Origin of the sequence: Bacteroides sp. ET489 (assembly GCF_030518095.1) — a bacterium.
Taxonomy (GTDB): Bacteria; Bacteroidota; Bacteroidia; order Bacteroidales; family Bacteroidaceae; genus Bacteroides; species Bacteroides ndongoniae.
Genome location: NZ_JAULLJ010000053.1, coordinates 1 through 14,819, shown reverse-complemented (window position 1 = coordinate 14,819; position 14,819 = coordinate 1). Strand labels below are relative to the sequence as shown.

Below are 14,819 nucleotides of genomic sequence, written 5' to 3'. Positions count from 1 at the left end.
TTTGGTCAATTCGAAAAAACGAGAGACAGCGAATAAGATTTCGTTGAAATAATATAACTCTTATCTTATCTATAACAGGTTATATCTGATAAATCTATCGGATATGACCTGTTTTTATGTTTGCTTTATCTGACAGAATCGCTATCTTTGAAGAAAATTGAGTCTTTAAATGAATAACTACAGCTATGATAAAAATATATGGAATGGAAACTTGTCCGGATTGTACGTATGTAGAAGAACAAGTAAAAGGTAATAACCAATATGAAGTCATCGATATTGGTCAACACGTAAGAGATTTGAAAGCATTCTTGAGACTACGGGATCATCATCCGGCCTTTAATGAAGCCAAAAGTGTTGGAGCCGTTGGAATTCCTTGCTTTGTATTGGAAGACGGTACGGTTACTTTGAGTCCAGAAGATGCCGGATTACGTTCACGTCCTATCAATGAAGGAGCAACATGTAATATTGACGGAAGCGGTTGTTGATTATGGCACAGAAAATTCTTTTCCTTCACGGTTTCTTTGCATCAGGTACATGTATCCCAGCTCTTGCCTTGAAAGAATATTTCAGCGGTAAGGCAACAGTTTTGAGTCCAGACTTACCCCTGCATCCACAGGAAGCTCTCGACTTTATCCAAAGATTGTGCAACCAAGAACAACCTGATATATTGGTAGGAAACAGTAATGGCTCGTTTTTGGCACAGATAGTAGCATCTAAAAACAATATCCCTGCTTTACTCGGAAATCCTCATTTCGAAATGACACGCTTCCTGATGGAACGTATTGGTTCGCATGAATACAAATCACCACGAGCTAACGGAAATCAGCAGCTTGTCATTAACCAAATATTGATTGATGAATTCGCAGAACTTCAACAGCATCAATGGGACAATTGTCAGGTAGCTAACCAAGAAAATATATGGGGAATATTTGGTGAGAATGACCATCTGGCACACTTTGAGCCTTTATTTTTAATGCATTATAAATATTCATACCACTTTCCTGGCGGTCATACTCCAACAGCTGAAGAAGTACAAAAGTATTATGCGCCATTAGCGGAACGATTATTGGAATTATAGCATAACTTATCATATAATATAGAAAGGATACCACTTTTGTTTATTATATGATAAGTTATAAATTCATGTCTTACATTCAATCCCATAAATTAATCCGCCCCTATTCCATCTGAACACTTCATACTTTCCAATAATAATCAAACTATTTATGACAATTAGTGACGTTTGATGAAGTCTGATGTCACTCTTGTCATTTTCTGATAATACATAATCAGTAAACATTACCTTTGCTTACGAACAGTTAAACATATGGCTTATGTATTTGAAGAAATTTGAATATTATATTTTAGATTCTAGTGTAGCTGGAACATTACTTCTTATAGCACTTGCTATACGCATTGAAGCAGTCAATGCAGGCTTTGATCAATTCAGCTCAAATATTATCTTTATATCGGTCTTTATAATATCTACAGGATTATATATATCAATGCAAATTGCATTATACGAGATAATTATATATTTATGTCATCATAGCAAATCTTTATCTATCCATGAACATCTTAATGATTCTGTGATTGCACCAGAACAAGCATTTATGGAATATGAAAAACTCCGATCGAATACTATTATAGAACAGAAACGTACGAACGATAAAAAGCTAGAGTTAGTACATATATACATCCATCAAACGATGGCTGCTTATACAAGCCAAGAAAATCTGCAGCGCCTCTGTGCTTATATTTCAGATTTCTTTCAGGATAAAACTGCTATCGATATTATTCCTATAAAAGTAGATTCAAAATTGAAAGCTATAGATGTTATGCATTTGGGTTGGAACATAGGTAAAGCATTAGGTAAACGACGTTCTTATACAGCAGAGTTCATTAAAAAAGTATTTGCTGATACCATGAAAGAAAATGAAATCAACACGATAATCAAAAAGATGTCTCACTCAGAAACAGAATGCTTGATTAAATTAAATCCAGATATAATTCAATAAATCAGACTTTATATTCATAAATACTGCATGAACAAGTATCAATCCTAAAAAGCAAAAACAGATAGTATGACAAAAGAACCTATCACATTCGACAAACTTCCGCAGGCTGTAAGCTATTTAACAGAACAAGTGGAGAAGATTTACCAATTAGTTGAAACCCTACAACCACAGAGACTTGATCATCAGCATCAACTAATTGACATAGATAAGGCTAGCATACTTATCCAAAAATCAAAACCGACAATATATAGACTTGCTCGTACAGGTCTCATCCCAACCTATAAACGTGGTAAAAAATTATATTTCTATGAGGACGAACTCCTTAAATGGATAGAGGCCGGCAAAAAACAAAGCCAACCTCTATCCTATCAGGAACAATCCGCACAAATACTTCGTGGGATGAAACGTAAACCTAGAAATGGAGTTAATATATGATTTATAAAAAATAAGAAGTAAATTATAAAAGATATACTGTAATTTTTGAAACAAAAGTACGAGTATAGGTATTTTCCTTTTCTTCTCACAATTTAAAAACTTGAAAAATGCTATATACTAATATTAACATCACCATTAATATCTGTTCTATAAAGATTATGATTACATAAAGAAAGTAGATAAGAAAGCATATTCCTACTAGGATGTCCATAAATGTTTTTTGCTCCAACAGAAATTACAACTTCTGTTGTTGGATTAGAATATACCCTATGTTTTGTAATGACACTGTCCAAAATTTTGTGTAAATGGGAACAGGATTCAGCTGTAAGTTTGTTCTTATATCTGGATTCTGTTTTCAAAAATAAGCATAAATTGATTCATAATCAAGCCCCAGTTATGAATCGGCTGTGTCCATTTCTTCTCAATCTCCATAAGTGAAAGATACACGGTCTTTTTTACGGCATCATCCGAAGGGAATGAAAGCTTTGATTTGGTGTACTTTCTGATTTTTCCGTTCAGGTTTTCAATGAGATTTGTAGTATAGATTATTTTCCTGATTTCCAGCGGGAACTGGAAGAAAACAGTCAGGTCATCCCAGTTGTTTCTCCATGAAAGTATGGCATATGGATACTTTCCTCCCCATTTCTTTTCCAGGTTGTCAAGTTCCGTGGCCGCAACCTCCTTATTGGGTGCATTATAGATATTCTTCATATCCGCCGTAAACTCTTTCTTGTCCTTGTAAACGACATATTTACAGGAGTTTCTGATCTGATGCACCACACAGATTTGGGTGGATGACTGAGGGAATACAGTACGGATGGTATCCGTAAATCCATTCAGGTTATCGGTACAGGTAATCAGTACATCCTGTACTCCACGTGCCTTTAAATCGGTCAGGACGCCCATCCAGAAAGAAGAACTTTCCGATTTGCCGACCCACATGCCAAGAACCTCCTTCAAGCCGTTCTGTTTCAGTCCGACACAAAGGTAAACGGTCTTGTTTATAATCTTGCCGTTATCCCGTACCTTGAAGACAATGCCGTCCATCCAGACTATCAGATAAACAGGATCCAGAGGGCGGTTCTGCCACTCTTGGGCTGCCTGGTTTACCTTGTTTTGTAATGATGGAAATGGCCGATGTAGAGAGCTCTATTTCATAAATCTCACGCATCTCTTCTTCTATATCAGAAACACTCATTCCTTTGGCGTATAAGGAGATAACAAGCTTTTCTATCGAAAGTCCACGGCTTTCATGTTTGGGCACGGCTATCGGCTCAAACTGGCCGTTACGATCACGGGGTATAGAGATGACAGCTTCTCCATGCTCGGTCTGGATTTTCTTCGGATAGCTGCCATTACGTGAATTACCACTGTTATTACCGGTCACAGAATTCTTTTCATACCCCAAATGAGCATCCATTTCGCCTTCAAGCATCTTTTCCAATACCTGGGCATGCAACTGCTTCAGGAACTTGCTTACATCGGCTTCTGTCTTGAACTGGCTAAGGAACTCCTTGCTTAACATCTCATCAGGCACTACTTGATTCTTTTCTTTCATAATCTTCTTCATTTTGCAAATGTATAAAATAAAAAATACGAGACTCTTTTCTGAATCCCGTATTTCTATTTACACAAAATATTTTATAGTGCCTTTGTAATGTTTTCCCCTCCATGATGTGGAGCTATAAGAACATGCTTTTTTGTTATTAAATTTTGCTGTAGTTCTTGATCATAAATATTTTTTGCTTGTATTAACCTAACATCACCTGTAAAGTTTACACTTTTCTGAATGCCCTTAACAAATATACATAGCCCACAATAATTGATATTAGTACTTTTTTCACCTCTATAAATAGATACATTTCCGACTCTTTTCCAAAGATGCATTGTAATACCATTGGTACGATAAGCTGGTTGTATACAAAATACATTTTTATCACCTAATGCTGTACGAACTTTATTATAAACATTATGAGACGTCACAGATCTCATTACATCAATACATATAAATTTATTAAAGCAATCCTTTATTGTCTGCTGATCTGCATATCTTAAGCAATGGATATGATCCATATCCCAATGAGATATTATTAATATAGGCTTATCTCGTTTTAATATTTCTCTTCTAAACTCAAATATTGCTCGCACCTCATCTTTTTTTGCATCATTTTTTGCACCAATATCATAAACTAATTTGATGATATCTCCTTCCAATATTTCATTCCAATTAGCTTGATTAACATCACGAACGTTTAGTGTTAAATCGACATTAGATAGACCTTGTATCATTAAATCATTAGGTTCCGGAGTATTATGTATAATATGGATAAGTTCCTTCTGGTCTAATGGTTCATGAGATTGTAATAATTCTTCCGTTTCGGTGCTTGGTGTTGGCATTTTTTCACAATTATATGTTCGCCCTATGAATAATGACTCCTGATTTTGAATAAAACTAATATTATTAATCAATGAAAGATTTAGTTTATAATAACATCCAGAACGTAATCGCTTATTTGTTTTTACTTTACAAAGTTCCAGATATGTATTTATTTCACCAAAGTTCTGATTGCGTTCATTTGATTGAATAAAAAGTTTTAAATCTTTTGTTTGTCGAAAATCTACATATGCATTATATACCCCAACATCTTGTTTTTTCAGAAAATCTAGATATACAATACATTCGTTATTATAAAATTGAATCATTTTTAATTGAATATTTACAATTTATTTTACTAAAAAGATAAATACAACAATATTGGGCATTGAAATTATTTTTAAATAAAAATAATTTATAATTTAGGCTTATCATTCGTAATGCCAGATATATAATTTAGAATTTTTGGTAAATCATCAAAGTTATTAAACCAGATCACATTTAAACCAAAATCTGACATCATATATTCCATTTCATTCCAATGTTCCTCATTTACCTCCTTGGATGCTTCTCCTTTTAATGGCGTTTTCTTCAGAAATACATAATGAGGTAATTTTTCTATTTGATCTGAATCTTTATCTTTTTCTCGTGCCAACTCTAAAAGACGTCTCTGATTTGGATCTGTCATAGAAAAACCTATAAAAAAGCAGGTAGATGTATATAACGCATTTAACTGAACAACATTTGCCCAATTGTGGGGATTACTATATAGAGCATGATAATCCTTTTCACTTAAAACGGAATTCGATGGCTTTGTATTATCTCTTGAGATCATTCCATGAACGTGATATATCGGAATTTGATTTATCCTAGGAATTGTATTATCAGACACAGAATAAAATCCTTTTTTATTTAATAATTCATCTAAAAGGTCATCAAAATTATATGTAATAATTTGTGCCGGTTTTTTACGTCTAACTGCTTTTGATACAGCTTCTATAAGTGTAGACTTATATTTTTTCCTTTTATACAATACATTACGAATACGATCTATGAATATTTGCTTTTTTTCATCTTCCGTTCTGCTATTATCTTTAAGATAACCATCAGAAGCATATCTGCCTGTTATTATACTTGAATATCCCAATGCAGAAGATATTGATTCTGAATTTGCACTATTAATATACTTATAAGGTGTATGATTTTCTTGATTTAACAATGCTTCTAATAGTTCTGACCAACTTGGTAACTTTGCATCCATAGATAGTCCCGCTCCCAAAAATAAAGTATATTTTGTATTGCTAAAGTCATCTTTTGCCTTATCAATTATATCAATTCTGTTAATGATTGACTTTTTATTTTCTACAAGAGTCTTATTTTCTAAATCTTGTCTAAAATCATATAGCTCTATAAAAGAAGTATTTAAAGATTCTAAATATCGATTTAGATTAGAATTATCAATACGAGCAATATAAATAATTACTAACTTTGAAACTTCCTCTGCTTCAAACAATGGTAAATATTGTTGGTAAATCCAACTTATAGATGAATAATGTAAACGGCATTTAACTTCTATAGCGGTTTTGGGAGGCCAGTTCTTTTGGGGACACCCTTCAGTTAGGTAATAATCAGCTCTTATTTTCCCTGATAGAAGAGTCTTTTCTCTTTCTACAGTTCCGTTTAAACATACTGAAGTTAAAAAATCCCCAACTTTATCTTCAAAAAGTTTTGCTTCTAAATATGAACTTGAATTCCCTATTCTCATGATTCTTCTAAAATTATTATTAATCCTTTTACAACCTTCTAAGGCATTAGTCTTTCGTTATATATAAAATATTGAATCCTAAATCATTAACTTCTCCAATTTCATTTTCCACTTTTTCCAGTCTGGCATCTCCTGAGTCAACAACTCATAAAAGGCTTTGGTATGATTACGATGAACAAGGTGGCAAAGCTCATGAATAATCACATATTCAATGCAAATTCGTGGGGCACCTATTAACCTCGGATTCAGCATAATTTGTCCGGAAGCGGTACAACTTCCCCAACGGGTTGCCATTTCTTTCAGTTTGATGGCAGACGGTTTGACCTGATAACGATTGAAACGTGATATCAAGGGATCAGCATACTCTTTGAACTTGATTTCAGCACGTTTTCTATACCAAGCTAAAAGTAAAGCACGCACATCCTTGCGATGCCTGCACTCTACCTCCAAGATATTTCCTTTGTAATGTACTTCATTACGTTCACTGTCAACCACACGCAGCATATACTGTCTGCCTAAATATAAATGAGATTCCCCACTGACATATTTACGTTCGGGAGTGTGTATACCGAAAGAAGAAAAATATCGTTGCTGTTTGCAAATCCACGAAGCCCGACGATGAACATGTTCTCTGATTTGCTCCAGTGGTGCTTCCACTGGAGCCTTTACTTCCACACTACCGTCTGGATGCACGCATATACCCAAAGTTTTTCTGGTTCTGTATTCTACAGCATATTCCATGACAACAGAGCCATATTCTATACAGTCTTTTATTTGATCCATAGTTTTGCCACGTCTACACAGCCGTCAATAATTGTATCCATATCATCAAAAGAGAAATTAAGTCCATACTTCCTTTTCACCTCATCTATCAGATAATCTTCCAGCTCGATTTTCATACGACCAATAATATCCGATTTCTGCAGCCAGTCAACCAATACACTACCATCCACAATTAATGTATGATTGATAATTTCATCAAAAGTCATAGCAGTTTCCAATGCCAATTTCTTCAAGCTTATCTGCGTGTCACTAAATATGCGCTGATAAGTTTCCAATGCTAATCCATAATAAGCTTTTGCTGCATTATTTTGCTGTAACTCTTCCGGCAATTCATTGTCGGTATGGGCCAATATATCCTCTTTGTATTTCAGGACTCGTTTCAAATACTCCAGTTCATCAATTCTGCCTTGTTCATAAGCAGCAATGGTCTCTTTCAGCAATTGGGAAAATTTCTTATAAAACACCGGGTCTGTATCCATGTTTTCCGTAATGAATTTGCTGGTTCGGGAAGCTATTGTATCTGCCTTTGCCGCTATTCCTACAATCTTTTCCACTTCCTGTTCGAAGGCTTCCGTATCAAAGATATTCACCAATTCTGTGATTGGCTTTACAGCTCCACTTTCTACATGGCGATTAATCAGTTTTTGTATCTGACCTTCATATTGCTTGTAATCTATTGTGTCTGAATAGCGTAATTGAACAGCAGATCTCAACTTGACAAACATATTCAAGTCATCTTTGTATCGTTTGATATCTTCTTCTGGAGTCTTCGCATGGAAATCACGTGTAGAAAGAGCTATTTTCAGGCAAGATGCATAAGCTGTCAGTCTCTCATAAAACTCTTGCCGCCTATCTTCCTCACGTAATGACTGTGCATATGCCTCCAAGTCCCGTTTATTGGAAATTGACTTGAACAAATCCCATAAATTTGAATATTTCTGTGGCAATTTTGCTATTTCAGTATCAACTGATTCCAAAGTCTCACGAAAAACCGTCTGTTCTTCTTCATCATAATTAGAATACAAATCCAAAGCTTCGTCCAATTCTTTTAAGACTCCATAATAATCAACGATGTAACCAAACTCTTTACCATCACAAACCCGATTGACACGTGCCACAGCCTGCAACAATGTATGCCCGTTCAGTTTGCGGTCCAGATACATAACTACCACCTTCGGCTCATCAAATCCGGTCAGCAATTTGTCCACCACAATCATTATCTCCGGCTGCTCCTGATTCTTGAAACGGGAAATCAGATTTTCCTGATATTTCTTAGGGGTTCCATGCTCATCCATCATTTTTTTCCAATAGGCCTTTACTTCTTCCGAAGTATCACCGTATGAAGACTCTTCACCTTCACGCGTATCAGGAGCTGTAATAAGCACTTCAGAAGATACCAAGCCAATCTCATCCAAATATTTTTTGTACAACACAGCAATGGCTTTCCTCGGTGTAACCAGCATAGCCTTGAATTTCGTTCCCTGCCAGTTATCACGGAAATGTTCAGAGATATTCCAGGCAATGGAATACACCCGCTGGTCTGTCTGATTCACAAAATCGGTGCGCGAATATTTTTTCTTTAAATCGGCCGTCTGATATTCATTCAGTCCTTCACAAACTTTGGTAAAGAAATCGTCTATGGGCCCTTCGTGTACATGCTGAGGTACAATTCGCCCTTCATAAAGTAATGGAACTACGGCACCGTCTTCTACAGCCTGACGCACGGTGTATACCGGACGGATGATACCGCCGAACGTATTAGCCGTATTCTTTTCCTTCTTCATCAACGGGGTACCAGTAAAAGCAATCTTACAAGCATTAGGTAATACCTTATCCATCTTGATAGCCATTTCCTTGTACTGACTGCGGTGAGCCTCGTCAATCAGGATAAAGATATTCGGATCCGTCAACGGGTGTTTTATTCTCTTCACGGCTGTCTCAAACTTATTAATGACAGTCGTGATAATGGCATCGGTTTTACTTTCCAGCAGTTCCACCAAATGAGTGCCGGTGGTGGCATTAATTACTTCCCGCCCACATTTCTTGAATGTATTGGTAATCTGACTGTCTAAATCCGTACGGTCAGTCACCATCACAATTCTTGGATTCAGTATTTCTTTAGCTTGTGCAATAGCTTGCGCCAGCAAAACCATCGTAAGTGATTTTCCACTGCCTTGTGTATGCCACACTACCCCACCTCGACGTTTCCCATGGTCTAACGTCTTGACCCGTTCCGTAATCTCCTTTACCGTGAAATACTGTTGATAGCGGGCCAATTTTTTAATTCCCCCATCGTAGATAGTAAAGTTATGAATGAGGTCGAGCAATCTTTCCGGGCGGCATAAGCCGAACAGATACAGGTCCTGCTCCGTAGGTAGCACCCTTTTTTGTTCCATGGCATCGAAATACGCCCGCACATAACGGAAACGATCACTGAACAGGTGTGCCTTCCGCTTTTCATCCAGCGGCGTATTGACCAGACAGTTCAACTGCTGTATATGTTCCGCCTCTTCTTTCTCTGTGAGAAACATCTCTTTCCACTTCGTCCAAAATTTGGCCGGTGTACCTGTAGTGGCATACGCCCCATAACTGTTTCCTATGCTGAGCAGCAAAGCACTATACAAGTAAAGACTGCGAATTCCATCATCTTTTTGATTACGCAGATGTTGGGATATAGCCTGGTCAAGTGCCGCTTTGATATCGGGACGCTTACATTCTATCACTACCAGCGGAATACCGTTGACAAACAAAACTATATCTGGACGGTACGTATCGGCCATTCCGGTGCGGGTCACTGCAAACTCTTCCGCCACATGAAACACATTTCTTTCCGGATGTTCCCAGTCAATAAAACGCATGGTATAGCTTTTCTTGTCACCATCGATACTCTGTTCAAACGCCTTACCCAATGTCAATAGATTGTAAACGGCTTCATTTCCGCTCAAGTACCCACCTTCCATCGGGATATTGCGCATAGCCAATACACCGTTTTCAATGTTTTGTTCTGAAAACAGTTCCTCCTTGTTGCGGTTCACCCGAATGGAATTGATGCGACGTAACTGGTTGCGAAGCACATCTTCCAGCAGGACATTCGATGTCTTCCCGCCACGCATAGCCAATGCTTCGTCAGGAGTCAAATATGTATATCCAAACTTCTGCAATAGCTGCAAAGCGGGTATCTGGCTGATATGGTCTTCTTTAAATGATATTCCTTGCATATAATTCAATCTCGAAATTATGATTTTTTGTCATTTCTTTATCTTCTTGTGATGCAAGTCTAAAAGACGTTGAAATTCGTAATCTGCTTTTATTTTATCTAGGATCCTTTTAACCACCATATTAATTTCTTTCCCTGCACGGTAATCTGCTGGGCATACAAAATTGACACGATTATCCTTTATAAGCTGAAGTGCCGTTGCTTTCTTTACACTATTACCATTAGCATAGACAGCAATGGAATGTCCTCCATGTTCCTTGATCATCTTCATGCAAGGAATATCAGTATCTCCATCTCCAAAATAAATCATACGTTCAAACGGGATAGGACGTTCTTTTTCCGGTATGTACTGATTGATTTTTTTATTGTCACTTACTTCTTTAATACCTTTGTTAATCTTAAATAAAAATTGAGTCTTTGCCGTATAGTCAATAGCGACAGCCGGCCAATAGGCAATCCCATCCACATCATAAAGAAACGAACAGGCATAAATATTCTCAAATTCTTTTGCAATAGGAGTTCCCTCTATCATTTCTTTCAGCCCTGAGGAGTTGATGTAATGCTTTACATCTAGCCCTATACTTTTACCGTACTCGTTAACTAACGCGAACCATTCTTTAACCCCATCAAATAGTTCTACGTTTTCTCCAAATCTTTTAAACGACTCTCTCCGCAAAGAAATACCATTGTTCTTTGCAGCCTGTATCATCAGATACATATAAGTTAGAATACCATTGGCATCATTATCTTCAGATAACTTTTTATTCTTTGCCCAAAATTCTGCTTTATCTTTACCTATGGCTTGTATAAAGCCAAATTCCTGCATGTTACCGGGAGAAAGTGTACCATCAAAGTCGTATATAAGTGCAACTATTGGTTTTTTCTTTGCCATAAAATCTAATTTAAATTTATTTTAACTCTTCCACTGAGTTTCAAAACTTTTTGCTTCACCTTTTAATAATGGATATAAAGATAAGTCCTTTTTCTTTTGTGGGAATAATTTACCTGTCTTGACTTCCAAAACCGCAAAAATAGGTTCAGTTCCTCCTACTTTCGATCTCATTTCATGTTCCAATAAGGTTAAAATTAAATCAGCATGTTTTCTATTCATCGACTCATTTACTGACATAAATAACTTTATAACAAATATTTTTTTATTTATTTCTAAAATCAGTTCAGGATTTAGAGCGATGCTAATATCGCCTATTATCCATGTTTTTCTTATTGGAGTAAGATATTTAATTTTTTTCTTTCCAAGGAATTTTTTATATCCACTAATTAAAATTTCATAATTAGATCTTCTTTCACTAATTATATGGTTGATTGTATCATCTATAAAATCAATATTTTTACCTTTCTTATGAAATTCTATTATCCGATTTCTTAAAGCATACCAATAGTCGGTAGTATAAGGGTTGTCTTCAGTTTCCCTCCTTTTCTTGGCAACTCTTACCACTGTTGCCTTAGCTGTTCCTGACTTATTAACAAAATTAATAAATTCTGTCAACGTAATTTTAATATTTTCCATAATTATTCGTTATTCGTCTTTTACCTGTTAATAATACTTGCATCAAACCTTTCTTTTGCCATTGAAATTTACTTAGCTTTTGTTTCGCCAAAAGAATTTCATGATCACAAAGTGAAAGAATATTTGCTATCGCAGCTTGTTCTTCTATACAAGGAATATCAATAATTGTATTCTTTAGAGCATCTTTAGTTATAGAATATACTTTTATACCTTGCATTATTGAAATTATCTGCTTATGATATCTCTCAGAATTTAAATAATATCCTAAATATTTGGGAGTAAATTTTATTATAGGATGAATCAAAATTGTATGAAGTCCAGAAACAACCTTTATGTTATCAATATTAATAACTTCACAACAACGCCCTACCATTTCATCTTCAGCTGTGTCTGCCATAATGACATCTCCGTTATTGACATAATCCTTCGGACTATACCCAATTTGTTCATTTATATATGGAATACCCTCTTTTGATGCATCTAAAACCGATGAATATCTTACTAATACATCTCCATAATGAATATTGAGAATGTTTCCTTTTACACTATTAAGTTGTTCGCGGGAAAATGAATTCGTACTCAAAAAGATAGCTGCATCTCCCAATTTTACTTTCTTCCACTCTCCACTAAACCCCGGCAAACGTTTCTTTCCTGTGAGTAATTGTTGCATCAATCCTTTTTTGCGCAATTCAAGTTTCTCAACGAGCTGCATTTGTTTCTCAATAGCTTTATCCCATGTGTTTAGTATAGCTGCTATTTTTCGTTGTTCTGCCAGTGGAGGCAGTAAAATTCTGACCTTATTTATGAGATTAAAATTTATTGAATATACTTTAGTCCCTTGAGCAATTCTCTTCAAGGCTTTGGATACCGGCCAAGAATAAAACATTAAGGAACCATATCCTAATAAAACAAATTTGGGGTTAGGACGAATAGCAATAGTATGCAATCCTCCAATTACCTTTTGTTGCCCAATATTCAGCAATTCCCATGCATGCCCTATACCGTCATAATCTTCTGATGCATCAGGAAGCAGAATATCCCCACTTTGTAATTTTGGAAAATCGATCTCGTTAATCTCACTATCTGATATCATTCCATCTATAAGGTATGGTAAACGATCTGTATCTAGACGTACATTATATTTTTCACCAGATTTATGGATATCACCATAGTGAATATATGTCAAAGTATGTACATTATCACTCAATTTATCTCGTGAGTATGAAAATGTTTTAATAGGAGTTGCAATTGTTTTTAATCGCTTTATTTCCCACTCTTGTGGAATAATTCCTAATACAGTTTCTTTATATCCTTGTGGTATGTTCTGGACTTTATTCATTTCAATTGTATTGTTTGCTGTTTTTTTCGATTAATATCCCAATCATCATCCCATACATAAGTGATTGTCATAGTAGGAACGCTTCTCCTGATTCTAAAAATATTTAAAGAAAAAGCTTCACCAGCATTTAGGCAATTATACGGAAGAATTACAATATTGCGAATATCATAATTTTCAATATCAAATTCTTCAATACGAATATTTTTAGCAGAAGCCCTACCTCTATTTTGGATTTTCAGAGAATAATGTTCTCCTCTCAGGAGGGATATTTCACCCACTATATCAGCTTTTTTATTTGCATGTTCTTCATTCTGGAACTGCTTTATATGATACATATTAAGTAAATGCTCCTGTTTTTTCAATTTTCTGTCATGAATAACATAAGTATATAAACTTATAACCACAGCAATAGTAGAGAGCAAAAGTGATATGATAGAAGAAAAAGATTCCATAATATTAGAAGCTGTTTTGATTTCATTCGATAAATCTGTTAAGCATGATTTGGATGAATGCAATCTGTACCATAGCTTCTGCGGTTTCAGCAAGGAATTCGTAATCGATGGTCAGCCTTCTGAAGTTTTCCAGCCATGAGAAAGAGCGTTCCACAATCCAGCGTTTGGGCAGTACCTGAAATTTGGACGGACATTCGTCCGGTCTGAGCACGACCTCCAATATCCATCCGAATTTCTTCTTGACCCAGTCAGCCAAACCTCCCCTGTAGCCTCCATCCGCCAGGATTTTAGCCAGACGCGGAAATTTATAAGCGAGTTTCTCTATGGCTTGTGGGGCGCCCTTGCTGTCATGCAGGCTGGCTTTATGGACTGCAACGGCTAACGGAAGGCCAAGCGTATCGACAATGATGTGCTCTTTCCGTCCCTTGATCTTCTTGTTCCCGTCTATACCGCGGTCAGAATCAACATGATGGGAAGTCTTTACGCTTCGGGAATCCATGATGCCAAGACTGGGGCTTTCCTCCCGTCCCGCCTGTTTACGGATAAGGGAGTGCAAGGCATCCATCACCTCTTCAAACACACCTTCAAGCTTCCACTTGCGGAAGTAGTAATAGACGGTTTGCCAAGGGGCGAAGTCAGAAGGAAGCATACGCCACTGGCAGCCGGTCTTGTTGATATAAAGGATGGCATTCATTATCTCTTTAAGCGGATGTTTTCGGTTCCTCGCTTGCGGCTCTAAAATATTTTTTATAACTTGCCACTGTTTTTCAGTCAGGTCGGTTGGATACTGTGTCATAACTTTATTGTTTGGTACCTTTAAAGATATAACATTTTTCCAATTGACCGGCTGATTCTGAATTGTATGTAGCCCTATAACATTATTCTTAAATCAATTCAAAACAGTTTCT

General features: G+C 36.2%; 13 protein-coding genes and 1 pseudogene. 4 read left to right on the top strand and 10 right to left on the bottom strand.

Annotated elements, in window-relative coordinates; all coding sequences use genetic code 11:
* Window positions 1-185: 185 nt before the first annotated feature.
* From Q3C19_RS16895 to Q3C19_RS16880, 4 genes are all read left to right on the top strand, one after another.
* Window positions 186-485, top strand: coding sequence for a hypothetical protein (locus Q3C19_RS16895; RefSeq protein ID WP_004294938.1), 300 nt, complete (start codon window positions 186-188; stop codon window positions 483-485).
* 2 nt (window positions 486-487) lie between these two features.
* Entirely contained in the window at window positions 488-1,078 is a 591-nt protein-coding gene (locus tag Q3C19_RS16890) for a YqiA/YcfP family alpha/beta fold hydrolase (protein ID WP_302730903.1), read from the top strand.
* 256 nt (window positions 1,079-1,334) lie between these two features.
* Complete coding sequence (locus Q3C19_RS16885; RefSeq protein ID WP_117678437.1) at window positions 1,335-2,018, top strand: hypothetical protein; 684 nt, start codon at window positions 1,335-1,337, stop codon at window positions 2,016-2,018.
* Window positions 2,019-2,084: 66 nt separating this feature from the next.
* Window positions 2,085-2,453 (top strand): helix-turn-helix domain-containing protein, encoded by a 369-nt coding sequence (locus Q3C19_RS16880; protein ID WP_204429408.1) that lies wholly within the window; start codon window positions 2,085-2,087, stop codon window positions 2,451-2,453.
* 336 nt (window positions 2,454-2,789) lie between these two features.
* Here the strand turns inward: Q3C19_RS16880 and Q3C19_RS16875 are convergent.
* The 10 genes and pseudogenes from Q3C19_RS16875 to Q3C19_RS16830 form a co-directional block, all read right to left on the bottom strand.
* Window positions 2,790-4,023, bottom strand: a pseudogene (locus Q3C19_RS16875) (IS256 family transposase).
* A 71-nt stretch (window positions 4,024-4,094) separates the two neighbouring features.
* Window positions 4,095-5,156, bottom strand: a complete 1,062-nt coding sequence (locus Q3C19_RS16870; RefSeq protein WP_302730898.1) for a hypothetical protein — start codon at window positions 5,154-5,156, stop codon at window positions 4,095-4,097.
* Between the two features lie 86 nt (window positions 5,157-5,242).
* On the bottom strand, window positions 5,243-6,592 hold the full coding sequence (locus Q3C19_RS16865; protein ID WP_302730896.1) for an SIR2 family protein: 1,350 nt from the start codon (window positions 6,590-6,592) through the stop codon (window positions 5,243-5,245).
* Window positions 6,593-6,670: 78 nt separating this feature from the next.
* Window positions 6,671-7,375 carry a M48 family metallopeptidase gene (locus Q3C19_RS16860; protein WP_117917957.1) on the bottom strand — a complete coding sequence of 235 codons (705 nt, stop codon included), beginning with the start codon at window positions 7,373-7,375 and terminating at the stop codon, window positions 6,671-6,673.
* Window positions 7,363-10,593: a type I restriction endonuclease subunit R gene (locus tag Q3C19_RS16855; protein ID WP_302730891.1), complete on the bottom strand. Its 3,231-nt coding sequence runs from the start codon at window positions 10,591-10,593 to the stop codon at window positions 7,363-7,365. Before Q3C19_RS16855 ends, Q3C19_RS16860 begins: the two co-directional genes overlap by 13 nt.
* Before the next feature lie 30 nt (window positions 10,594-10,623).
* Complete coding sequence (locus Q3C19_RS16850) at window positions 10,624-11,484, bottom strand: HAD family hydrolase (protein ID WP_302730889.1); 861 nt, start codon at window positions 11,482-11,484, stop codon at window positions 10,624-10,626.
* A gap of 21 nt (window positions 11,485-11,505) precedes the next feature.
* Window positions 11,506-12,120: a hypothetical protein gene (locus tag Q3C19_RS16845; protein WP_302730887.1), complete on the bottom strand. Its 615-nt coding sequence runs from the start codon at window positions 12,118-12,120 to the stop codon at window positions 11,506-11,508.
* Window positions 12,107-13,459, bottom strand: coding sequence for a restriction endonuclease subunit S (locus Q3C19_RS16840; protein WP_302730885.1), 1,353 nt, complete (start codon window positions 13,457-13,459; stop codon window positions 12,107-12,109). Before Q3C19_RS16840 ends, Q3C19_RS16845 begins: the two co-directional genes overlap by 14 nt.
* Window positions 13,456-13,911: a hypothetical protein gene (locus Q3C19_RS16835; protein WP_302730883.1), complete on the bottom strand. Its 456-nt coding sequence runs from the start codon at window positions 13,909-13,911 to the stop codon at window positions 13,456-13,458. The genes Q3C19_RS16840 and Q3C19_RS16835 overlap by 4 nt, the downstream gene beginning before the upstream one ends.
* 22 nt (window positions 13,912-13,933) lie before the next feature.
* Entirely contained in the window at window positions 13,934-14,707 is a 774-nt protein-coding gene (locus Q3C19_RS16830; protein WP_302730881.1) for an IS5 family transposase, read from the bottom strand.
* Window positions 14,708-14,819: the final 112 nt, after the last annotated feature.